This window comes from Paenibacillus xinjiangensis (assembly GCF_059686975.1).
On the sequence record NZ_JCAALS010000005.1, the window covers coordinates 94,583 to 118,764 of the forward strand.

Genomic DNA, 24,182 nt, shown 5'->3' on the forward strand with positions numbered 1-24,182 from the left:
TCTATTTTAACACAACGTAAGCGGATGTTCGCAAGTAAATAGACTTATCTGAGCAGCTCAATAATGGAACGATATGGATTCCTCTCCGTCAAATATCTCTCCACGACGAACTGCTCTGGCACAACCATCAGAACACGGCCGCTGGATTCCATCAAGTAGATCAAATGATACTGCTCGCGCCACAGCAATCTGACGACCGAGATAATAGGCTGCTTCTCACCAACAATGATGGGGCTAGCCAAGATGCCCTTCGCTATTTTACGAACAGCTACCTGGTCCCGGTGCATGAGAAAACGCATGAATAGATAAGGAATATTCCGCTGATAAGTCCAATTCGTAATCAATAGAAATAATCCTACGACCAGTAGATTAAGCTGAATACCTTTATCTGAAAGAACGGCTGTAAAGAGCGAATATACGATCATTAATGCGCTCAGTGCAAGACTGATCCAGGCCGTCCATTTCATCATCGTATAGAAATTGAAGCTATAGCTGAATGCTGCCTGCAGCAGCTTCCCTCCGTCTAATGGATAAATGGGCAGCAGGTTGAACAGTCCGATCATCATATTCGCCTGCCACACATATTCCGCCCACTGCATATCCCACCAACCGAGCTGTCCCAGCCCCCAGGCTAGAAGCCCCATCCACAGATTCTGCAGCGGTCCTGCTATCGCTACCAGCGCCTCTTCCATAGCTGGGATGCTGCCTGCATCCTCAACCTCAGCAACGCCTCCGAACGGAAGCAGCTTTACTTCCCGAATGCGCCATTCGAACGCCCTCATTACGACAACATGTCCCAGTTCATGCACTAGCACGATGACGAACAAGGTGAGCAGCTCTGCAAAATAACCGGTAATAACGGAGCCTATCATAACGATTACAAATAGAGGGTGCGCAGACCAGCGGATGCCTTTCCATTTAATCAAGCGGTATCACGCTCACAGGGTCGATGAAGCGATCATTCTGCTTCACGCCAAAGTAGAGCAAGCTGGGCTCATCAGCCTTGGCCTCCAGCAGAGTTCCAATCCCTTCTCCTGCCTCCACCCAATCATTGACGTTAACCAAGGCCTTGCCCAGCCTGCCATACACCGTCGTCCGCTGGTCTGCATGCTCGATCACTATCGTAATGCCTGTATCACTCGGCTCGGATACGAGCAGAACGCGGCCGGTCTCTACAGCGGCAACCTGCTCAAGAGATGTCCCAGCCAGCTCAATACCACTCAGCAGCTCTGCAAAAGTGCGAACTATGGCACCTCCAGGCAATGGAGAGACAACTGGAAGCTTCACTGAACCATCCGCAAGCTCAGCATCCTTCTCCACATTATGATCAAAGATTGGGATGAAGGAAGGCGCCCCTGCAAAAGTCTCTTTGTACCAAGCAGCGGCAGCAGCGAAATCCATATCCTCTGTTAATACGTTCTTCACTAATGCACGGCCCTCTATTGACCAGCTTGATTCATATTGGAACATGCCCCATATTGCCCCGAACATCAGCACAGCCGCTGTAAGCTTCCATTTCAGCTCCCTGCGGAATCCATGCCACCTCCCGCCTTCGTTAGGGTTCATCGGATAATTCGGCTCATCCTCAGCATCCCATCTATTCCTGATAACTGGCAGCTCCTTCGACTCCCAGCCTAACCAGGGGTTAGGATTCGTCTTCCACTGCTTCTCCGGATCAGGCTCGTCCGATAGAAGCTCATGCCTATGCGATACTACTGGTTCCATATGGCTTGGCTCCGGTGTCCAGCGCTGCGGCGCGCGAGGTGAAGCCTGCTGCTCCATCAGCCTCTTGATCTTCTCCTGCTGCCGCCTGCGAATACCATCCTTCGCGTTCATCTCGATCCCTCCCCCTCCCTGGCATGCGAGCATACAGCCAGCTCAACCGCACACGAGAGCTTGTTCCTTCTCTATCATAATTATGTGATAGGGGAGACAAGTATGCGGGCAGGGTGCAAAAAGAGCGCTTATCCCAAGGTCTAGGGACAAGCGCTCTCCTATTAAGCATTGTCAGCAAGCTCGTATTTCTCTTGATGCGCTTTGATACTGAATATGACTCCAATACAGATCATATTCAGCAGCAGAGACGTACCGCCATAGCTGATGAAAGGCAGGGTGATGCCGGTAATAGGCATCAGACCAATCATCATGCCGATGTTCTGGAAGATCTGGAACACATACATCGAGGCAATCCCGATGACGATAAAGGACGCCCGAAGGTCGTAGCACTTAAAGGCGATTATAATCATCCTATAGATGAGTAAGAAATATAGGAGCAGCAGTATCGCTGAGCCCTGGAACCCGAATTCCTCGCCAACGACTACGAAGATGGAATCGGAATACGGATAAGGAATGAACTTGCCCTTCAGCATGTCTCCCTGCAAATAACCATCACCGCTGAGTCCACCCGAACCGATGGCAATCTTGGCATTCTCGGATTGATGCTTGTCATCGCTCGAGGCTGTTTCCGGATTCACGAAGGTGTTAATCCTTTTGTACCAATGCTCTTTATTCTGATCAGACAAATAATCCTTGATTTCCGTATTAAAGGTATTGAACAGCGTCATGAACAGCATAATACCGGCAATAACCGTTCCGAGGCCAACGAGCACATGCGTATATTTCACATTACCAATCCACAGCATGCCGAGCACGATGACCAAATAAATAATGGCATTACCAAGGTCTGGCTGTATCATAACAAGAATGAACGGCAGGAACGCAAACGCTCCAATAGGCAACAAATCCTGTGAAAAGGTTAGCCGTTCTCCTTGGCGCCTGCCCATAATATAAGCAATACCAATGATGAGGAAAATCTTCATTATCTCGGCCGGCTGGAATGATAACAAGCCACCAGGAAGCTTGAACCAACCCGAGGCACCGTTAATATTTTCCCCGAAGAAATACACAAGAATAAGCAGCAAAACCCCAATGCCGTATAGAATATACCAGCCTTTGAGCAATATTCGATAATCGAACAAGGTACATACGAACACGACCACAAAGCCTAGAGCATAGAAGATCAGCGTCTTCACATCATAATTCTGGTATGCGCCAGTGTTGCCATAGGTAGCACTTCTAACTAGGATCGTACTAATCACCATTAGACAAATGAGAATAGCTATGATACCCCAGTCGATTTTTTTTAGTTTATTGAGCACAAGGCAATCATCCTATTCCAAGAAACTTACGGAAGCGTTTGAAGGCTCCTGCCTTCTCATCCAGCAGCATCAGAGGTACCATATCACCAAGAATACGACGTGCAATATTCCGATAAGCTATAGCTGCGCGCGATGAAGGGTCCATAACGGTCGGCTCGCCTGTGTTGGCAGCCTTAATTACTTTCTCATCATCAGGCACGATGCCAATCAAGTCTACAGCCAATACTTGGCATATCTCATCAATATCAAGCATCTCTCCACTCTTCACCATGTTTTGGCGAATGCGGTTAATTAGAATTTTGGCCGGAATGTTCTCTTTCTCAAGTAGACCGATCACTCGGTCCGCATCACGAACAGCGGCATTCTCAGGCGTGGTCACGACGATTGCACGATCTGCACCGGCTATCGCATTGCGGAAGCCATGCTCGATGCCAGCAGGGCAATCGATGATTACATAATCGAAATCCTTCTTGAGCTCCAGAATCATATCACGGATCTGCTCAGGCGTTACATCGTTCTTGTCCTTCGTTTGCGCGGCAGGAAGCATATACAGTTCATCGAACCTTTTATCCTTAATAAGCGCCTGATTGAGACGGCAGCGTCCATCAGCCACGTCGATCAGATCATAAATGATACGATTCTCAAGTCCCATTACAACGTCCAAATTACGCAGTCCGATGTCGGTGTCAACCATACATACTTTTTTGCCTAGTAAAGCAAGTGCAGTACCTAAATTAGCAGAAGTAGTCGTCTTACCGACCCCGCCTTTGCCAGATGTTACAACAATCGCTTCTCCCATGATTTACACCCCTTTTAACATAATCGGATTATTGCGTAAACGGTATAATTGTGTGATTTTATCCATTTGCATGCTTCCCTCATTCAAAAAAGCGAATTCCATCGCTGCATCCCCTGCTATCCATTCCTCAGGAGGGCGGCTAATTACATCTGCGATTCGAAGCTGCGTCGGCCGCATCAGCGATGCTGCAATGATGACATCCGTTCGTCCAGCTACCCCGGCATGTGCAGCACCTCGTAGGGCGCCCATGACATAAATATCTCCCGTACAGGATATCGTTCCACCGGGATTCACGTCACCAGCGAGCAGAATATCACCATCGTGATTCACTGTCTGACCCGAGCGAATAATACCCGTAATGACATGGGGGCCAATATGTGCGGCTGTGACAGTGTCCTTAGCCGCCCGCTCTGATTCCACAGACTGAACAATCAGATTGCCCTGTGTACGAATGACAGCTCTGATTCGTTCTTTATCATCATCATCGAGCTGCCTTGCCCCGAGCTTCACATGAACGTGGACAAGTGGGCCTGTTAGCAGCTGCTGATGCGTTTTCTCCAGCTTATATTGCAGTTCATCCATTAGTACAGCGAACTCACACTGATCGTCGAGAAGGAACACGAGACCTTCTTTAACGCCTTTGATCATAATATGCTGCTTCTCGGTCACGTTCGTCCCTCCCCAACATATTGGATTCTTGTCGCAACGGCTATATTCCTGCTTTCCGACTTTTATTTATTCCTCTTCCTGCTCCGGACTTAGCTTCGCGTGGTTCTCATATAGACGTCTGGCCGGCACGTAGCTAGCAAGGGCGAACGCCAATTGCAGGAATAAACTTGGCAGTATGTGATCCAGCAGCGCCCAAGCATAAGATTCATTCGTAAACTGAAATACAGAATAAATGAAATAAACAAAGCTATCGTAGAGGATACACCCCAGCCCTATAACCGACAATGCAGTCAATAGCGTGCTCCGACGGCGCTCCAGCAATAATCCTGTGAAATAACCGATGAGACCCATAATAAATGCGTTCACACCTAACAAGTGCCCGAAGAATACGACGTCCTGCAGCAGGCCGAAGCCAATACCGAACAGCAGCGCTTTATGACGGCCACTATATAGGGATGCATACATCACAAATACGAATGTAAAATGAGGGACGATCCGCCCCGTAAATCCGCTAGGGATAACCCAAGGCATAATGGTGCCTTCGATCAGAAACAGCAGGAGCATCACTAGAATGAGGCGATTCATGCTCATTCCGCTCATTGCTCGTCTTCCTCCGTCTCCTGAACTTCAACCACGAACACTTCTGTCAAATGGTCGAACTTAGCAGCTAATTTAACCGATGCTGTAAGGGTCAGGCCAAAATCGCCTACCTGCTTATTCTCTACCGTTCCGATGACGATACCTCTCGGATACACATTACCGAGCCCTGATGTAATGACTGTATCATCAACGATCATCTTGTCGTCTTCATCAATCTTGGTCATCTGCAGCCGATCGGTTTCCTTATTATAGCTGCTGATCATACCGAAGGATTCATTCTCTCTGCCGAGAATCGTAGCTGCAATGGAGTTCGACGTCGGCGACGTCTCATCAAGCTCGGTAATTGGCATTACCGTCGCCGTGAACGGTCTGACCTCACTCACTAAGCCTACTAATCCGTCAATAGTCGTAACAGCCATATTGGGCTTTATTCCATCTTTCGATCCAAGGTTAATAACCAATGTGCTATTGTATGTATCATTGCCCACTGCAATAACTTGAGCAATTCTGTACTTGTATTCATACATTTGCTCTTGACGTTCCGTGAACTTCAGGTCTTCCTTAAACCGCTTATTCTCCTGCTCAATGAAATTATATTTAATCTTATCTCGCGCATATGCCGCTGCAGTTAGCCTGAGCTGTTCATTCTCCTCGTGAATCGTGCGCAGATTGCTAATATCCTCAAAGAAGCCCGCTATTAAACCAGCGGGCTTGTAGAACCATTGCTGCGCATATCCGACGGTATCCCCTAGAAATTTCTCAGGCCATGTCAGTTCTTTACGGTCACTTAGTGAAAAACCGATAACCGCAATGAACAGAATAAACCCAATCATAAGCATGAACATCCGCTTATTTCTTAACAGCTTAAACAGTTCAATCACCTGCCCGTTCCATTTCCGATTCCGCTGCCGCTCTAGAACGAATTATCGTTTTGAGCGGGATGAGCTGCCTCTACTTTTGAATAAATGAATATGATCAAGGGAACGTCCCGTTCCGATTGCAACACAATCTAATGGATTATCCGCTACAATAACAGGCATACCTGTCTCACGAGCGAGCAATTTATCAAGGTTGCGCAGCAATGCTCCGCCGCCAGTCAATACAATACCACGGTCCATAATGTCAGCGGATAGCTCCGGCGGACATTTCTCGAGCGTAATCTTCACTGCATCAACAATTGCGTTCACTGTATCCATCAACGCTTCTGTAATTTCTTCAGATGTAATTGGCAGCGTCTTAGGCAAGCCCGACACCAGATCACGACCACGAATCTCGATTGATTCCGAACGTTCAAGTGGAAGAGCAGTACCGATCTCCATCTTCAGCTGTTCTGCTGTTCTTTCGCCAATCATCAGATTGTAGAAACGTTTGATATATTGAATAATCGCTTCATCCATCTCATCGCCAGCTACACGAATCGAACGGCTTGTTACGATACCGCCAAGCGAGATTACAGCAACCTCAGTTGTACCGCCGCCAATATCGACAACCATACTTCCTGTTGGCTCCCATACTGGCAAATCCGCTCCAATGGCTGCTGCGAACGGCTCTTCAATTGTGAAAGCCTCACGTGCTCCAGCTTGCTTAGCAGCATCCTCAACAGCGCGCTTCTCAACAGCTGTAATACCCGAAGGAACGCAGATCATCACATTGGGATGCTTGGGGAATAACGATTTTTGCTTTTGTGCAGAGCGCATGAAATATTTGATCATTGTTGCGGTCGTCTCGAAATCAGCAATTACGCCATCCTTCATAGGACGTATAGCACGTATATTACCAGGCGTTCTTCCGATCATTTTTTTCGCCTGCTCACCGACCGCTTCAATCGTTTTCGTATCCGTACGAATGGCAACCACTGACGGCTCCCTTACAACAATTCCTTTTCCCTTCACGAACACAAGTGTATTCGCTGTACCTAGATCAATACCCAAATCTTTCGAAAAACCACCAAACATGTTAATGCTCCCTTCTAAATGCCACAATCCTTCTTATTATATTACAAATAACCTTGTTCCTTCAAACTGATAAACCTTCCATCTCCGATAATAAGATGATCCAGCACCTCAATGCCTACCAACTCGCCAGCCTCGGCTAATCGCTTCGTCAAAGTGATGTCCTCCGGGCTTGGCATTGGATCGCCACTAGGATGATTATGAACGCAGATAAGTGATGCACTGCTGCATTTGATAGCCGCACGGAATACTTCGCGAGGGTGTACAAGCGAAGCATTCAAGGTTCCAACCGATAATGTTTCCCGGGCAATAATGTGATTCTTCGTATTCAAAAACAAACAGACAAAGTGTTCCTTCTTCAAATATCGAAGCTCATCCATTACGAACTCGGCCGCATCCTGCGGCTTGCGAACTGTTACGACCTCACCATTCTTGCTGCGTGTAATTCTTCTTCCGAGCTCTATGCCAGCCCGCAATTGAATGGCCTTGGCAGGACCGATCCCTTTTATTGAGGTCAGCTCACTCATACTCATATCCATCAAGTTGCGCAGGCTGCCGCATTGCTTAAGCACTTTGGCTGCCAAAAGAACCGCCGATTCCTGCTGTGTACCCGTTCGAAGTAAAATAGCAAGCAATTCTGTATGACTTAGCGCTTCGGCCCCATATTGCATCATGCGTTCTCTTGGACGTTCTTCATGGGGGACATTCCGCATCGCCTGACTCTGCGTATCCATGTCCATCCCTGCCTTTATCTTCACATTGGTATGGTATTCTATTGTGTTATTTCCAATTGTCTTGCATTTCATCATACATTTCATAGTTTCATTGGTTAAATCCTGCTGTAAGTACCTGTCGCCAGTATTGGCAAGCATGAACTCACGCTCTGTAGTGAGGTATAGACTTAGGCATTAAAACAAGCTTTATCCTTGCCTATATCTCAAAAAACAAAAATGTCGTATTCAGCCAGCATATCTGACAGAAGTGAAAGCGGCAGCCCAACTACATTGAAATAACAGCCCTCAATGCGATCGACGATTGTCGCTCCATACCCTTGTATGCCATAGGCACCAGCCTTGTCATTCGGTTCTCCTGTAGCGATATATCGACCGATCTGCTCATCAGTCAGCGGCTTCATATGCACCTTGGTCATCCGATGGGCAACCGTAGCTTGTCCGTTGTCTGACAGCAGACAAGCAACTCCTGTATATACCTCATGAGAACGTCCCTGCAGGCTTCGCAGCATGGATAACGCGTCTGCTTGATCCTTCGGCTTGCCCAGCACAAGGCCATCTACAACGACAATCGTGTCAGCCCCAACCACCAGAGATGACGGAGTCGACTGCTGCTCCTGCAATAGGAAAGCTGTAGCACTTGCTTTGCGCAGGCTTAGCTGCTCGACAATATAAGCCGGGGACCAATCCTCCGGAACGCTCTCATCAGCATCGGAGGACAAAATATAAACCGGCAAGGAAAGGCCCAAAGATGCAACCAGTTCCTTCCGGCGCGGTGACGATGACGCCAGAACCAGCTGGCTAATCGGATTTGTATTTACATGATTACTATCAGTATTCATCAATGAATCCATTACGCTCCTTCATTCCCGCGCCGTTCTATCATGCAGAGCCGGCTTAGATTTTGCGGTAAAGCCATAGTGCAATTACTACTCCAATAATGCTGCACAAACTGATTTGAAGGTTAACCGACAAATCAAAGCTGAGTACGTATAGATCCACGGCAGGAGACCAGGACGTCTTAATCGTATTGGTCAAGAATGATATTCCGGGAACCGACTCGAGCCAGTGCGCTACTAATGCACCCGCCAATAAGCCAATAACGAGGAAAAGCAATAAAATCCAGCCGTTTTTCTTCATTATTCAACGCCTCTCGCCATTAATTGACACCTGCATCTATTATACTTAGGATTGTTTTCCTTTACAATGCGCTGATTGACTCAAACCAACCTTTTTGCGTGGTAATGGATTCCATAAGTGCGCTCTGAACAGCCCATACATGCGAGTGTGACGGGTTTTTATCGTATTCTGTCATCGACTCCGCAGCTGTATTGATGGACTGGATTAATTTTATGAGAAAGGCCTTTCCTGCTTGATCTTCCACTCCAGCCTGCATAGCCTTCACACTCTCCGTCCACTTCTGATGCTCCAGGCTCCAAGCATTGGCAGCTGCGCTTCCAAGCGGCGAGAGAGTTGGCTGCTCCAGCTGGGTTAACGCCAGCTCATCCAGCATGCGAGTAAGGGCACTCGTTCGAGTGAAAAAGGAAGCCGCAGCATCTGCATCCCCGCCAAATGGGAATTTCGCCGGAACTTGAATGTCGATCTGCTTCACGTATACTTCCATATCAGACAATTGCTCACTTATAGCCACAGCCTGACTCCGCTCACCTGCCATGCCCGCGAATACCCGATAATCAGCCGCAGTTGTCAGACCAGCCGCCGCTAATCCCTTGCCTGTCAATTCAGCAATAGCCGCATTCATGCCCTCTATATTGCTGAATACGCCATATTGCAACAGGTAATAGGATTGTGCTGGAATTGCAAGGTCAACCATTGGAATAGAAGCTCCCGTCCCATCCTTCGTTGTTGGAGCAGGGTCTTCTCCTGTACTCCCTCCTGCAGGATCGTTGTTTGTTTCACTCACCGTCCCTTGCGGAGTTGTATCGACTGGTGTATCGCTGTCTTTAGGCCAAATTGCTGTCCCTGTGAAGAGAGAGAGCAGCAAATAGCCGAATACAGCTCCAGTCGCAAGTGCACCGGCCACTGAGAGGAATACCTTCATCCATGACGGAGGAGTCGTATACCGTCGTGTTGGCATCGACCACTGACTCTCAAGCTCTGGCATAATATAGAGCCCTTCTTCCTCTTGCTCCTCCTTAGAAGACTCAGCCTCGACTGGCAGAGGCTGCTCCTGTCTTCTATCAGCTGTCTTAGTAACAGGGGAAGCCTCTGCTGCTATAGCTTTCGGCATTGGAGCAGGCTTTGGGTCGGTATTGCGTATAAGCTGCTCCAATGCCCCAATATCCTCTTGGAACGGACTGTTCCAAGGGCTATACTCACTAAGGGCATGAGAGTCATTATGATTAAAGAGCGGCACTATATTTGTCTTCGCCTGTCTATTAGACATTTGATCCGATTGTTGCGAGGACAGAACCGATGGAGCTGTCTGCTGCTTCTCCACTTCGTCAATATTTTCGCCCACAGTCTGTCCCGTACGGTCAAAACGGTAAGTGATACGGTTTTTTGAGTTCATTGTATTCTCTCCTTGTCCCATTCATCTCTATATTACTCTATGAAACCGTTGAGAGAATTATGAATGGTACGAGAATATGTCTACAATGAATGACGATTACAACCCAGGCATCTAAACCAGAAATCTTCCCCGCAAATAAAAACCACTATAAGCTGAAATTCAGCCTTATACACCCATTCAGCTGCTCCTCGACCGCCTATAAGACGAAAAACAGCCTTAAAACCTCCACTTTTAACCCTCACCCCCCTACACGATCCCTCAATAAGACGATTTTCAGCTTTATACACCCATTCAGCTGCTTCTCGAGCGCCTATAAGCCGGAAAACTGCCTTATTACCTTCACCATTCATCGGTTACCTACAAACCAAACAAAAAAACGTGGCAGAGCAACAATAACTGTTGCACCGCCACGTCTATCGATCCATGCTGTTGTCTAACCTCTAGCTTTTAAAGTCTTAGCCAGTGAATCTGCCACTTTCCATATATCCCCTGCACCCATCGTGATGACGAGATCGCCTGGTGCAACCCGTTCAGTCAGCTGAACAAGCACCTCTTCCTTAGTAGGAATATAAGCGGTGTTGGCATTGCTGTTGCTTTTAATCATATCTACAAGCTTCTGGGAATGGACTCCCTCGATCTGCAGCTCGCCTGCAGGCGAATAAATATCGGTAATAATAACCTCATCCGCCTCCGGGAATGCCCGGCTGAATTGCTCCAGCAGGAAGAACGTACGCGTATATCGCTGTGGCTGGAATACCGCAATAATCCGTTTACCTGTTGCTTTGGCTGCACTGATCGTTGCCTGGATCTCAGTCGGATGATGCGCATAATCGTCAATAACAAGAATATCATTCACTTCACCAAGCACTTGGAAGCGGCGCTTAGCACCCCTGAATTCTTGTATCGCCTTGGCTATGGCATCGAAGGACAATCCAGATTCCAGACATGTGATGACCGTCGCCATCGCATTATACAGATTATGCTTGCCAGGAACGGACAAATGCACCGTACCAAGCAGCTTATCCCCATGCTTCATCTGGAACGATAACTTGCGGTCTCCGAGCTCAATGTTGCTTGCCGTATAATCCGCAGGCTGATCGATTCCGTAAGTGATCAGCTTAGCTGCAGACTCACTGTCCAGACGTGGAATAAGCTCATTAATCGTTTCGTCATCTGCACACACGATCGCTTTGCCATCTGACTTCACCTGAGACAGGAATTGAACATAAGCATTCTTCAGCTTGCCGAAATCACCATCATAATTCTCAAGATGATCCGGTTCGATATTCGTCACTACTGCAAGTGTAGGATGGTATTGAAGGAATGAGCCGTCGCTCTCATCGGCTTCAGCCACGACGTACTCCCCTTTGCCAGCCTTGGCATTGGTTCCTACGTTGACGATTTCACCACCGATAATATAAGTCGGGTCAGCATCGCACAACTCCATAACCAGTGCAATCATAGAAGACGTTGTCGTCTTGCCATGGGCTCCAGCTACAGCCACACCCTTACCTGCATTCATCAATCTTGCCAGCATCTGCGCACGGTGCAATACCGGAATATTGAGTGCTTCAGCTGCTTTGCGTTCTACATTGTCTAGGGACAAGGCCGTCGAGTATACAACAAGATCGGCTCCCTTAACATGCTCAGGCTCATGCCCGATAAATATTTGTGCTCCTTTTGCTGCGAGCTTCTCCGTCAATTCCTGACGGGCTACATCGGAGCCGGTTACTGTGTATCCCATTTCCAGCATGACGCGGGCAATAGCACTCATCCCGTAACCGCCGATTCCGATGAAATGAACGTGTTCTGCCGTATTCAAAGACGGTTCACCAACCTTTTTCAGAATCCGAGTTGTACAATAAGCGGGAGCGAACGTCAGCTATTAAATAAAGCGTTCCAGTCACAACCCCAAGGTCTGTTTCCCCGGTAATTTGCTGTAATTTGCGGAGAGCCGCCTGCCAATCAGGCTCAACAATGAGTTCGAAGGATTGCTCCTCTGACTTCTCTCTGCGAACGATTTCGGCTAATGCTTCTGCCTCCAGTTTATTGCGGAAGTCAGGCTCGGTCACGATAAGCGTATCCACTATTGGTAGTATATGCTTAAGGACATCCTGATGATTCTTATTCTCCAGCATACCCATCATGAGATGTATTCGATCATAACGGTATGTCGTTTGCAAGGAAGCCGCGAGTGTCTCCGCGCCTTCCGGATTATGAGCCCCATCTAAGAGAATGCGAGGGGAATGAGACACCATCTCAAGGCGACCAGGCCAAGCGGTAAGCCGCAGACCTTCAAGCAGAGCGTCGTCCTCCACGATTAATGCATAATATTGACGCAGAACTTCAAGCGTCATAACGGCAACAGCTGCATTCTTGCGCTGATGAGCGCCATTAAGCGTTATCGTCAGAGGCTCGATATTGCGGAACAAGCCTTCCAGACGGAAAGTCTGTTCATCCTCTTTGGCTGACAGCTCCACTTCATTGAACTGCTCTCCTAGCAGGTAGAGAGAGCTTTTCTTCTCAGCAGCCGTCTGCTTAATAACCTCAACGACTTCTGGCTGTGTAACGGCACTAATAACCGGGACACCCGGCTTAATAATGCCAGCTTTTTCTCTAGCAACATCCGTCAGCGTGTTACCAAGCCTGTCCATATGATCATGGCCAACATTAGTGATCACGGAGACAACAGGTGTGACGATATTCGTCACATCAAGTCTTCCGCCAAGCCCGGTCTCCCAGACGACATAGTCCGGATAAGTTTCTGTTGCATAATAGAGAATCGCTAGCGCCGTTGATACCTCAAATACAGTAGGTGAACCAAGCTCAGTCGCTGCAATAGCCTCTACATGAGGCTTAAGAATGTTCGATAGACGGAGCAAGGTCTCCTCTTCAATATCTTGACCATTATATTGGAAGCGGTTCGTGAACTTCGTAATATATGGAGACGTGAATGTCCCGACATCATAACCGCTTTTGATCAGTACGCTTGTCAGATAGGCGCAGGTCGAGCCTTTGCCGTTCGTGCCAGCAATATGAATGAATTTAAGCCTTCTATGTGGATTATTCAACAGCTCGAGCAAACGTTCAATACGAGCAAGGCCTGGACGGATCCCGAATGGAATCAGTCCGTTAATCCAATCAACTGCCTCTGCATACGAGCTGAGCTCGCTAGTCTGCTCTGCTTCAATAAAGTTATCGTTCATGCCAGACTTCCTTCTTCCATAGGAGTTATCCGCGTAATTCCGCGATTCTTGCCAGCACTTTATCTCTTTTGTCTGCGTAATCCTTCATCTTCGCACGTTCTTCATCAATGACCTTGGCTGGTGCCTTAGCTACGAAGCCTTCATTCCCAAGCTTCTTCTCCACTCGCTCAACTTCACCGTTAAGTGTAGCCAGCTCCTTCTCCAAGCGTCCGATTTCCTGCGAAATATCAATGAGACCCGCTAATGGCAAATACAGATCAGCACCGGTAACAATCGTCGTCATTGCCTTATCAGGGGCTGTTAGACCAAGTCCCGTCTCAAGCTTAGAAGTGCCACAGAAGCGTCTAACAAATTCTTCGTTACGGGTGAGGATCGCTTCCTCCGCTTCACTGGAAGGCTTGATCATCAGCTCAATCTTCTTGCTCATAGGTACATTCACTTCGGCACGAACGTTACGAACCGAGCGAATAATGTCCATCAGCAGCTCCATTTCCTTAACTGCGTCAGGAGCTTCAAGAGCTTCATCATAAACCGGCCATGCAGCCAGTGTGATGGATTCTCCTTCATGCGGCAAATGCTGCCATATTTCTTCACTAATGAACGGCATGAACGGATGGATAAGGCGCTGCGTGCGATCGAGTACATAAGCGATTACCGACTGTGTAGAACGCTTCGTTTGCTCATCTGTACCATATAGATTAAGCTTCGCGAATTCAATGTACCAGTCACACAGATCATCCCAAATGAAGTTATACAAATGGCGGCCCGTCTCACCGAACTCATATCCGTCAATCAGTCTCGTTACATCACGAACCGTTTCATTCAAGCGATGCAGAATCCAGCGATCAGCAGTACCAAGCTTACCGCTAATATCGATATCAGAGGCAGATACGCCCTCGAGATTCATCAAGGCGAACCGTGATGCATTCCATATTTTGTTCGCGAAATTACGAGCCTGCTCTACCTTCTCCCAACGGAAACGAAGATCCTGACCCGGCGTGCTGCTTGTCGAGATCATGTAGCGCATCGCATCAGCGCCATACTTCTCGATAACTTCAAGCGGATCAACACCGTTGCCGAGCGACTTGGACATCTTGCGCCCTTCCGAATCACGTACAAGTCCGTGCATAAGAACATCCTTGAACGGAATTTGATCGGTAAATTCAAGAGACGTGAAGATCATCCGCGCTACCCAGAAATAAATGATGTCATAGCCCGTTACGAGTACATCCGTAGGGAAATAGCGTTTGAAATCATTCGTTTCTTCCGGCCAGCCGAGTGTGGAGAACGGCCATAGTGCCGCGCTGAACCACGTATCAAGCACATCATTATCTTGGCTCAGTGATGCGCTGCCGCATGCTGGACATGCTGTTACGTCTTCACGAGCAACATGCATCTCGCCGCAGGATTCGCAATACCACGCTGGAATTCGGTGACCCCACCAGAGCTGACGGGAAATACACCAATCGCGAACATTCTCAATCCAATGCAGATAAGTCTTCTCGAAACGATCAGGTACGAAGTTGACGCCTGTACCCGATTTCTGAGCATCAATAGCACGTTCAGCGAGCGGCTTCATATCTACGAACCATTGTGTAGACAAATAAGGCTCAACTACAGCGCCGCTTCGCTCGCTATGGCCAACTTGATGAACGTGATCCTCAATGTTGATGCATACGCCCTGCTCCTGCAAGTCTTTCACAAGCTGCTTGCGGCATTCCGCACGGTCCAAGCCTTCATAGGGTCCTGCGCTGTCATTCATCGTGCCAGTCTCATCCATCACGATAATCTGTGGCAGATCATGACGCAGACCAACCTCGAAGTCATTCGGATCATGCGCAGGCGTAATCTTCACAGCGCCAGAACCGAAATCCTTCTCTACATATTCATCAGCAATAATCGGAATTTCGCGCCCAACAATTGGAAGAATAATCGACTGTCCAATCAGATGCTTGTAGCGATCATCTTCTGGATGTACAGCAACAGCCGAATCACCCAGCATCGTCTCTGGACGTGTAGTTGCAACCGTAATGAAGCCACTGCCGTCTTTGAGCGGATATTGCAGATGGTACAAATGGCCGTTCAGCTCTTTGTATTCTACTTCTATATCAGACAGCGCTGTACGGGCAGCAGGGTCCCAGTTAATGATTTTTTTGCCGCGATAGATCAGTCCCTTTTCATAGAGACGAACGAATACTTCACGGACAGCTTGAGACAGGCCTTCGTCGAGTGTAAACCGCTCGCGCGAGTAATCGAGGGACAAGCCCATTTTGGCCCATTGGTCGTGAATCGTACTCGCATATTGATCCTTCCATTTCCATACTTTCTCGAGAAACGCTTCTCTTCCCAGATCATATCTCGAGATTCCTTGCTCACGCAGCTTTTGCTCGACTTTGGTTTGCGTAGCAATACCAGCATGGTCCGTACCTGGCAGCCATAGCGCATCATAGCCCTGCATCCGTTTCGTACGAATCAGAATATCCTGCAATGTAAAATCAAGCGCATGGCCGATATGCAGCATTCCTGTTACGTTCGGAGGGGGAATAACGATGGTATAGGCTGGTGCGTCTGCGCGTTTGCCCGCTTCGAAAAACTGCCCCTTCGTCCAGAAGTCATACCACTTCTGCTCGGCGGCACTTGGATCATAAGTCGTCGGCATTGCGGTCGTCGATTGATTATCAGACATTGTACATCCTCCTCAAATTTTTGCGCTAGCAAAAATAACTTCGTAAGCATCCGCTTTAAATTTTTGCACTAGCTCACGCAAGCATCTTTTTGACTACTTCATAAGCCTTCTAGTCCATACAAAAAAACCTTCCGCCCTTATAGCAAAGGACGAAAGGTTAGCTTCCGTGGTACCACCTTTGTTCCGCGCACAAATAGGCACGGCACTCAAACAGATAACGGCTGTGGCCGGCTCAAATTATCGGGAGCATCCCGATTCATTCAAGCAACTCCAGGGCGACTTGTAGCAGTAATTTCCTGCGGAACCTCTCAGCGTAACGGCTCCACTCTCTGAAGGCTTGGCTGCGTACTCTTCCCCTTCAACGTCATTATTTACAGCAGTAACAACTCATAGTTGACTTGTAAGAAATAGAAACAATCGTCTCCTATGAAGGAATAAGCCTTGTACAATACAGCTTATACATCCATCCTAACATCTAAACACAGATATAAAATATATTATCCAACATGTCGAAGAAAGTCAACTTTTAGCCACAAAAAAAGGCAGAAACAACGCTTGGCTTCGCTCACCATTCACGTCGATTCTGCCTCTTCTTTCTCAGGCGGCTATTGGTTAATGTCCACCCATCATCATTTGTACTTCCGGCTTATCTGCCCCTTCGCCTTCCTGGCGTTTCGGTTTCGTTAACAGGAAGCCAACAAGCACGCCTGCAACTCCGATGCAGGTCAGGATTAGGAAAGTGTCTCCATAGGAAGCTGAGATCGCTTCTACTGGGTTGGTGCTCGTGGACAGATGATGCTCCGTACGTCTAGCCAGAATCGTTGCTAGACCGGCAACAGCGAATGAAGTCATGACCTGCTGTGCTGCACTTGTAAGTGAAGTTACACGGCTAACGAGCTCAACTGGTGCGGACTGAATAATATGGGTGTTGAGCGGCATCATCGAGAGACCCATACCTGCACCCAGAAGAATGAGTGGCACCATATAGGATCCAATTCCAGCTTCCGCCGAAATCGAAGACAGCAGGAATGCTCCGACTGTTACAAAAGCAAGACCCGTAATAACGAGTGGCCTCGCACCAATCTTATCGAAGAGCTTACCGCCAATCGGCATAAATATACCTGCTGCAAGCGCCTGTGGCAGAAGGATTAAACCTGTCTCAAGAGCCGAGTATCCCTTAGCTGTCTGCAAGAACAGCGGGAACAAGAACAGTGTGCCGAATAGAGCGATTTGAGAAATCCATTGTACGATAACCCCACGTGTGAAGTTCGACGACTTGAATACACGAAGCTCCAGCAGCGGCTGCTTGCGATTAAGTTCAACAATAATGAAAATGATTAAGGAGATGCCACCGACAACGAGGCCAGTAATAGTCTTAGCAGAGCCCCAGTCTGTACCGCCTTCACTTACCCCATAGGCTAGGCCGGCAAAAGCAAGAGGCGCAAAAATCATGCCCAGAATATCAAGCTGAGGTACGGATTGACGCTTAATAACGGGAAGTGTGCGAATACCAATAATAACGGCGATAACGCCAATCGGCAGATTGATCAAGAAGATCCAGTGCCAGCTGACATATTCAACTAACCAACCGGATAGAACAGGTCCAAGTGCAGGAGCAAGCAGCATCGGTATGCCGATCATACCCATCACAGCGCCCTGCTTGCCCGGAGGGCTAAGCTTGTAAGTAAAGGCCATTGCAATCGGTGCTACCATACCGCCGCCAAGTCCTTGGATGATACGGTACACGATGAGCTGCTCAGCCGTTGTGGCAAGCGCGCACAATGCAGAACCAATCGTAAACAAAATAACAGACAACAGAAAGATTTGCTTGGCGCCGAAGCGGTCAGACAACCAGCCAGCCAGCGGGATAACCGCGGATTGAGCCAGTGCGTAGCCTGTGACCGTCCACTGAACCAGTGTAAAGGATGCTCCGCCAAAGTCTTCGCTAAGCTTAGGCAGTGCGACATTCATTGCTGTACCATCGAGAATTACCATGAACATACCGACGATAATAGCTAGAAGCGGCGCAAGAATCGATTTAATCGAAGCCTCTCCGTTTGCGTTTGTTGCAGTCATTCGTCTCTACTCCTCCTATTGTCCTTGCCCCTGAAAGGGCAAAGCTTTCTCTTTGTAGGCGAATGCCTTGACCTCAATTTCATGCAGATATACAATGTAGCTATTGAGTTACAGGCTTCTCCAGATCCATACCGGACAATTGTCCGCTGATCGAATATTACCGGACAATTGTCCGGTTGTCAATATGCCGACAAGCATGAAATGATTAAATAATTTTTAATACGAAATGGAGTGATCGCTCATGACTTCAAGCAGCAAAAAGAAGGATCCGCAAGAGGTGAGCAAGATCATCTTGCAAACAGCAAAAACACTATTCGCCGAGCACGGTGTTGAGACAGTAAGCATGCATCAGGTGGCGAAATCCGCACAAATCGGTCAAGGCACATTATATAGGCGATATGCGAATAAATCAGATCTATGCATGGATGTGATGAAGGACAGCTTTACTATATTTAGCAATGAAATCATACTGCTGCTTGAAGAATTGCATGAGCGGCCAGTCCTGGAGAGATTATCTGCTGTAGCCAGAAGCGTCATCCGTTTTCTTGATGAACAATTCAAATGGATTAGTGTGATTCAGATGCAGAGACCAGTGGAAATCGAAAAAACAGCTTTTTTCAAATCTCCTCCGTATCAGTTCCTATTCCAGACCTATCACTCCTTATTAGCCGAAGCTGCAGAGTGCCAAGCCATTATTCAGCTTAACCTGGAGCTTACCGCACATATGCTCATATCGTGTTTCCCGCCGGAGTCCTATATTTATATTAAACAAATGCTTGGTTATAGTATGGAGCAGATTGCCGATCATTACTGCAACACCTTCATTACTCCTTTATTCCTACCCAGTCATTCATAATCAATTGAAATACCCCGGCTTCCGCGTACGGACAACCGGGGTATTATTCTGTTATTAAGGGATGTACAGCAGTTGGCCTTCTGCTACAGAAGATTCGTTCAAGCTGTTGTACAGCAAGATTTCACGCGGGTTCAAGCTGTATCTGACAGCAATCGTCTCCAGCGTCTCATCCCTCTGCACAATGCAGACCCGGATCTTGCGGAACTCTTGCTCATCAGAACGCTTGCCCAGAAATAGATTCCTCCACTCGATCTCATCACCTGAGGAAGCTTGGGCTTTCGTCAGCTGCTCTGCTTCTTCCGCAGCAATCTGCTCAGCCGCATGACGGGCTGCCTGTTCACGCTTGCTCGTCTGGAGCAAGGTGAGCAAGCCTACATTGGCTGCTGGCGTGCCCTCAGGCTCCGGCTGCTTGCTTCCGAGTGCAATACGCAGCTCCGGCTTCTCCACTTCAGAGGCCTGAGCTTCCGATTCTAGAAGCCACTCTGCCTCTTGCTCCAGTTCCAGCTCACGTTCTTGCTGCCGCTGCTGTTCCACTTCCTGCCACACTGCCGAGGTCAGTGCTTCAATCTCCTCATCGGTAGGCTCGGGGTATCGCTCAGCCTCAGCAGGCTTCGCATACTGCTCCTTGGATAGCAGCCAGCTGTCCTCGATACTCTCTTGCGAGAAATAGGCAGGCTCCTGTTTCTCCAATGCGGGAGCTTCTCGTATTGGCTCCTGCTTCTCAAGTGCAGGAGCTTCCCGTATAGGCTCCTGCAGAGGCGTATTTTCGTTAAACCATTGCGATGCAGACCATCCTCCGTCCCGGGGTGATGCCGATATGGTCACTGCTGCCTCTGGTTCAGAATCCTGCTGTTCTTCTTCCTGAGGCTCTGCCGACGGTTCGTCCTCATATTGCTCATAGCTTGGCAGCTGTCCTGTATGCCCTGCAAAATAAGGCTGGCTCGGTTCCGCCAGCCTGTTAATCTGAGGGATGAAATCGCTGGGCTCTTCGATGTTATCGCTATTATCGCTCTCGATGGCTGTCTCCCGCTGATGAACGGCGGTAATCGGCTCTTCTCTCCATGCTTCTTCGGCCTCTGGAAGCGGCTCTACAAGAATCCCCCTAAGCGACAGCACACCCGTGATGTTAAGTGTACGTGAAGATAACAAATCGACGTCGAAATTATCAATTTCCACCGAGATATCGTCCAGTCGTGAAATTCGATTCAGCGGCAACGTAATCTCTACTGGAATCCAATGCTCCAGCGTCTGCTGCACAGCAGCATCATTCTGGGCGCGATATACGCCGCTCAGGAGCAGCTGTCCTTTAAGAACAGCATGATCTCCTTGCTCGATGACTTGTATGCGGGGAACAAGCTCAATCTCTTCAAGCTCGTCAATGGCAGCAACTTCATCAGGCAAATGTATACGCTCATATACGTCAAAGCGCAGTCCCTTCGTTAGATCCGTCACGCTACAGTCCTCCCTCCCTATAGTGAATGCTTGGGCTACAACTACATTCACTATTATCTATATGGCGAGGCACCTAGGAGCATGACTATCAATTTGCCTAAGAACGCAGCTTGTCTACAAGCTCTGCTAGCCAGACAGGATCAGCTGCATGGGCTTCTTGAGGCTGACCTGTCCAAGGATGAGCGAATAGCAGTCTTTCACCATGAAGCGCTTGATGAGCAAGCAGCCTATCATCTCCGCCATATAATCGGTCTCCCACCAGCGGATGCCCCAGATAGCTCATATGCACGCGAATCTGATGGGTCCGCCCCGTCTCAAGCTGCAGTCTTACAACAGAGGCATGACGTAAGGTCTCAATCGTCTCAAAATGAGTAATAGCAGAATCTCCTCCTGCCCCGGCACGACGCCTTGAGGGGTGATGTCGATCTTTGCTAATGGGGGCATCGACCGTCCCTGAGCGTTGTCTAAGGCGTCCATGGACGACAGCTATGTAACGACGGTCAATCTGCTTCTGCCGCATCGCTTCATCCAATCTCCACTGAGCCAAATCATTCTTCGTGTACAAAACCGGCCCAGAGGTATCATCATCCAGACGATGGATATGACGCACAGGAAGAGGATCCCCTGCTAGCAGGAGATGCCGGGCTGCTGCCTCGTCAAGTGTGCCAGGCTGTCCTGGATAGGATTCATGAACGGGCATTCCTGCTGGCTTGTTCAGAACCATACAGAAATCGTCTTCATAGAGAACCAATGGGTTCTCCGCCTCCCTAGTGGACCTAGCTTTGCGGTACAACGAATCACTTTCTATATCAGCGGCGGGAAAAGCAAGCAGCTGCAGCGCTTCGCCTTCCCAGCGGATCCCTCCTATGGAGAACAGCCGGTTCACCCATTTGGCTGGAAATAAAGAACGGGCCAGCAGCCATTGCCGCACTAGATGCGGATGGCTGCCGGCCTCGATTAGTCCGTTATTTGCTTCTGCTTCAGGCTTCAGCGGAATATCCGCTGGAGAAATCTCCAGCCATTGTCCTTCGCGCCGATAGGCAAGATGACGCTTGTTCATACAACGGACCCTCCTTGTATTAGATAGCCTTAAGGCTATCGTTTAATTCAATCGGCTTAATGCCTGCTCATTAGCGGCAATGGCCGCATCTATGTCTTCATTCGAGTGTGCGGCTGACACGAACATGCCTTCGAATTGAGAAGGTGCAATACTGACGCCAAGATCGAGCATTGAAGCGAAATAAGCTCTGAATCGACCCAGATCCGCTGTCTTAGCGGTCTCGAAATTAATAACGAATGTGTCCGTGAAGAATGGACATACCATCGATCCTACGCGATTAATCGTGCTGGCAATGCCATGCTTGCGCGCATTGGCCTCAAAGCCGAGCTGCAGCCTCACTGCTTGACGCTCCAATAGCTCATAGACTTCTGGGGTAAGCAGCTTCAAGGTCGTATAGCCTGCTGCCATAGCAAGTGGATTACCTGATAATGTACCCGCCTGATAGATTGGGCCGCTCGGAGCGATCATTTCCATAATGTCTCGTCTGCCGCCGTAAGCGCCAACTGGCAAGCCGCCACCGATAACTTTACCGAAGCAAGTCAAATCCGGTGTTACGCCGTACAGTCCTTGAGCACAGTTATAATGCACGCGGAAGCCTGTCATAACCTCATCGAAGATCAACAAGCTGCCATACTGCTCAGTAACATCACGAAGCCCTTGCAAGAATCCTGGTAGCGGCGGTACAACGCCCATATTGCCGGCAATCGGCTCTACGATGACACATGCAATTTCTTCTCCAAATTTCTCGAACGCCAGCTTCACAGACTCGATATCATTGTAAGGAACGGTGATGGTCTGAGAAGCGACACCTTCCGGTACACCCGGACTATCAGGCAAGCCAAGTGTAGCAACGCCAGAACCTGCTTTGATTAGCAAGCTGTCTGCATGTCCATGATAGGAGCCTTCGAATTTCAAAATTTTGCTGCGCTTCGTATAGCCTCTTGCAAGACGAAGTGCGCTCATTGTCGCCTCTGTACCAGAATTGACCATACGAACAATGTCGACTGAGGGCACACGCTCGACTACGAGCTCGGCCATGAGTGTCTCAAGCTCGGTCGGAGCGCCGAAGCTCGTCCCTTTCTCCGCCGTCCGTTTGATCGCCTCAATGACTTCCGGTCTCGCATGACCTAATATCAGCGGTCCCCATGAGCCAACAAAATCAATATAGCTGTTGCCATCAATATCATACACGCGGCTTCCTTCACCGCGGTCCATGTAGACTGGATTCAATCCGACTGATTTGAAAGCACGTACAGGGCTGTTGACCCCACCTGGAAGAACTTGCTTCGCTCTTGCGAACGCTTCTCTTGACCGGGTATCCTGTCTAACCTGTTGATCACTCATTGGATTATCCTTCTCCTCTCAGCCACTGTGCCGCATCCTTAGCATGGTAAGTAATAATCATATCTGCGCCAGCCCGCTTCATGCTAAGCAGCGTCTCCAATACGATAGCCCGCTCATCCACCCAGCCGTTTCCAGCTGCTGCTTTTACCATCGCATACTCGCCGCTTACGTTATAAGCAACAACAGGCAGGTTAAAGTTGTCCTTCAGCTGCCTCATAATGTCTAGATACGCGAGAGCTGGCTTCACCATTAACATATCTGCACCCTCAACCACATCTGATTCCGCCTCACGAAGCGCCTCCCGCGCATTCGCCGGATCCATCTGGTAGGTCTTCCTGTCTCCGAACTGCGGTGCTGAATGTGCAGCCTCGCGGAACGGTCCATAATAGGCTGATGCATACTTAACCGAATAAGATAAAATAGGGACATGACTGAACCCCGCATCATCAAGCCCATCACGAATAGCAGCAACAAACCCGTCCATCATATTCGAGGGAGCAATAACATCCGCACCTGCTTCTGCTTGCGAGACCGCTGTACGAACCAGCAGTGCAAGTGAAGCATCATTATCTACATTAGCCAAGCCTGTTGCGGCATCACGGTGTACAACCCCGCAGTGACCATGATCCGTGAACTGGCACAAGCAAGTATCAGCCATAACGACTAGCTGCGGCGCCCATTCCTTAACGGCTTTTACACTTTCCTGAACAATCCCATTCGGGTCATAAGCTGACGTACCTTCTGCATCTTTATGCTCAGGAACACCGAACAGCATGACGGATTGAATACCCAGTGCCGTAACCTCAACGATCTCCTCCTCCAGCTTGTCGAGAGAGAAATGATATACGCCTGGCATCGAGCTGATCTCTTCCTTCACGTTCGTCCCATATGTAACAAAAATCGGATAAATGAAATCATTTGCGGTCAATACCGTTTCCCGTACTAGATTGCGCATAGCAGCTGATTGGCGCAGCCTCCGGTTCCTAACGATTGGAAATGTCATGTCTATTCCTCCCCAGTTGGTTGTGTTGGCCCAATACAATAACAGAATAAGTAGGAC

Annotated in this window: 21 protein-coding genes and 1 other annotated feature; of the genes, 1 reads left to right on the top strand and 20 read right to left on the bottom strand. The window is 48.6% G+C overall.

From position 1 onward, the window contains the following. Nucleotides 1-44: 44 nt before the first annotated feature. From AC6ESP_RS06960 to AC6ESP_RS07035, 16 genes are all read right to left on the bottom strand, one after another. The gene (locus tag AC6ESP_RS06960; protein WP_497095971.1) at nt 45-926 is read right to left on the bottom strand and encodes a M50 family metallopeptidase; all 882 of its coding nucleotides are present in this window, start codon (nt 924-926) and stop codon (nt 45-47) included. Further along, nucleotides 919-1,836: a peptidoglycan DD-metalloendopeptidase family protein gene (locus tag AC6ESP_RS06965; protein WP_497095972.1), complete on the bottom strand. Its 918-nt coding sequence runs from the start codon at nt 1,834-1,836 to the stop codon at nt 919-921. The genes AC6ESP_RS06960 and AC6ESP_RS06965 overlap by 8 nt, the downstream gene beginning before the upstream one ends. Before the next feature lie 161 nt (nt 1,837-1,997). Further along, nucleotides 1,998-3,158 carry an FtsW/RodA/SpoVE family cell cycle protein gene (locus tag AC6ESP_RS06970; RefSeq protein WP_497095973.1) on the bottom strand — a complete coding sequence of 387 codons (1,161 nt, stop codon included), beginning with the start codon at nt 3,156-3,158 and terminating at the stop codon, nt 1,998-2,000. 7 nt (nt 3,159-3,165) lie between these two features. Then, complete coding sequence (minD, locus tag AC6ESP_RS06975) at nt 3,166-3,957, bottom strand: septum site-determining protein MinD (RefSeq protein WP_497095974.1); 792 nt, start codon at nt 3,955-3,957, stop codon at nt 3,166-3,168. 3 nt (nt 3,958-3,960) lie between these two features. Further along, nucleotides 3,961-4,626 carry a septum site-determining protein MinC gene (locus AC6ESP_RS06980; RefSeq protein WP_497095975.1) on the bottom strand — a complete coding sequence of 222 codons (666 nt, stop codon included), beginning with the start codon at nt 4,624-4,626 and terminating at the stop codon, nt 3,961-3,963. Nucleotides 4,627-4,692: 66 nt separating this feature from the next. After that, the gene (mreD, locus tag AC6ESP_RS06985) at nt 4,693-5,217 is read right to left on the bottom strand and encodes a rod shape-determining protein MreD (protein WP_497095976.1); all 525 of its coding nucleotides are present in this window, start codon (nt 5,215-5,217) and stop codon (nt 4,693-4,695) included. 5 nt (nt 5,218-5,222) lie between these two features. Continuing rightward, nucleotides 5,223-6,107 (bottom strand): rod shape-determining protein MreC, encoded by an 885-nt coding sequence (gene mreC / locus AC6ESP_RS06990; protein ID WP_497095977.1) that lies wholly within the window; start codon nt 6,105-6,107, stop codon nt 5,223-5,225. A gap of 42 nt (nt 6,108-6,149) precedes the next feature. Beyond that, entirely contained in the window at nt 6,150-7,181 is a 1,032-nt protein-coding gene (locus AC6ESP_RS06995; protein ID WP_497095978.1) for a rod shape-determining protein, read from the bottom strand. Between the two features lie 41 nt (nt 7,182-7,222). Further along, nucleotides 7,223-7,912 (bottom strand): RadC family protein, encoded by a 690-nt coding sequence (radC, locus tag AC6ESP_RS07000; protein WP_497096104.1) that lies wholly within the window; start codon nt 7,910-7,912, stop codon nt 7,223-7,225. A gap of 203 nt (nt 7,913-8,115) precedes the next feature. Further along, a complete protein-coding gene (locus AC6ESP_RS07005) occupies nt 8,116-8,751 on the bottom strand; it encodes a Maf family protein (protein WP_497095979.1) in 636 nt (211 codons plus the stop codon). Between the two features lie 55 nt (nt 8,752-8,806). After that, nucleotides 8,807-9,049, bottom strand: coding sequence for a DUF4321 domain-containing protein (locus AC6ESP_RS07010; RefSeq protein WP_497095980.1), 243 nt, complete (start codon nt 9,047-9,049; stop codon nt 8,807-8,809). 61 nt (nt 9,050-9,110) lie between these two features. Then, nucleotides 9,111-10,442: an SPOR domain-containing protein gene (locus tag AC6ESP_RS07015; RefSeq protein ID WP_497095981.1), complete on the bottom strand. Its 1,332-nt coding sequence runs from the start codon at nt 10,440-10,442 to the stop codon at nt 9,111-9,113. Between the two features lie 433 nt (nt 10,443-10,875). Next, nucleotides 10,876-12,264, bottom strand: coding sequence for a UDP-N-acetylmuramate--L-alanine ligase (gene murC / locus AC6ESP_RS07020; protein WP_497095982.1), 1,389 nt, complete (start codon nt 12,262-12,264; stop codon nt 10,876-10,878). Between the two features lie 7 nt (nt 12,265-12,271). Next, complete coding sequence (locus AC6ESP_RS07025; protein WP_497095983.1) at nt 12,272-13,648, bottom strand: bifunctional folylpolyglutamate synthase/dihydrofolate synthase; 1,377 nt, start codon at nt 13,646-13,648, stop codon at nt 12,272-12,274. 25 nt (nt 13,649-13,673) lie between these two features. Continuing rightward, nucleotides 13,674-16,334, bottom strand: coding sequence for a valine--tRNA ligase (locus tag AC6ESP_RS07030; protein ID WP_497095984.1), 2,661 nt, complete (start codon nt 16,332-16,334; stop codon nt 13,674-13,676). Between the two features lie 142 nt (nt 16,335-16,476). Then, nucleotides 16,477-16,705: a binding site (T-box leader), on the bottom strand. A 241-nt stretch (nt 16,706-16,946) separates the two neighbouring features. Then, nucleotides 16,947-18,410 carry an MDR family MFS transporter gene (locus tag AC6ESP_RS07035; RefSeq protein WP_497095985.1) on the bottom strand — a complete coding sequence of 488 codons (1,464 nt, stop codon included), beginning with the start codon at nt 18,408-18,410 and terminating at the stop codon, nt 16,947-16,949. A 241-nt stretch (nt 18,411-18,651) separates the two neighbouring features. Between AC6ESP_RS07035 and AC6ESP_RS07040 the strand changes: the two genes are divergently transcribed. Then, entirely contained in the window at nt 18,652-19,266 is a 615-nt protein-coding gene (locus tag AC6ESP_RS07040) for a TetR/AcrR family transcriptional regulator (RefSeq protein ID WP_497095986.1), read from the top strand. Nucleotides 19,267-19,320: 54 nt separating this feature from the next. On the opposite strand, the gene AC6ESP_RS07045 is transcribed toward AC6ESP_RS07040, so the two are convergent. The 4 genes from AC6ESP_RS07045 to hemB form a co-directional block, all read right to left on the bottom strand. Beyond that, entirely contained in the window at nt 19,321-20,718 is a 1,398-nt protein-coding gene (locus AC6ESP_RS07045; protein ID WP_497095987.1) for a LysM peptidoglycan-binding domain-containing protein, read from the bottom strand. A 97-nt stretch (nt 20,719-20,815) separates the two neighbouring features. After that, entirely contained in the window at nt 20,816-21,778 is a 963-nt protein-coding gene (locus AC6ESP_RS07050) for an RluA family pseudouridine synthase (protein WP_497095988.1), read from the bottom strand. Nucleotides 21,779-21,820: 42 nt separating this feature from the next. Then, on the bottom strand, nt 21,821-23,122 hold the full coding sequence (gene hemL, locus AC6ESP_RS07055) for a glutamate-1-semialdehyde 2,1-aminomutase (RefSeq protein ID WP_497095989.1): 1,302 nt from the start codon (nt 23,120-23,122) through the stop codon (nt 21,821-21,823). Nucleotides 23,123-23,126: 4 nt separating this feature from the next. After that, nucleotides 23,127-24,125, bottom strand: coding sequence for a porphobilinogen synthase (gene hemB, locus AC6ESP_RS07060; protein ID WP_497095990.1), 999 nt, complete (start codon nt 24,123-24,125; stop codon nt 23,127-23,129). Between the last annotated feature and the right edge of the window lie 57 nt (nt 24,126-24,182).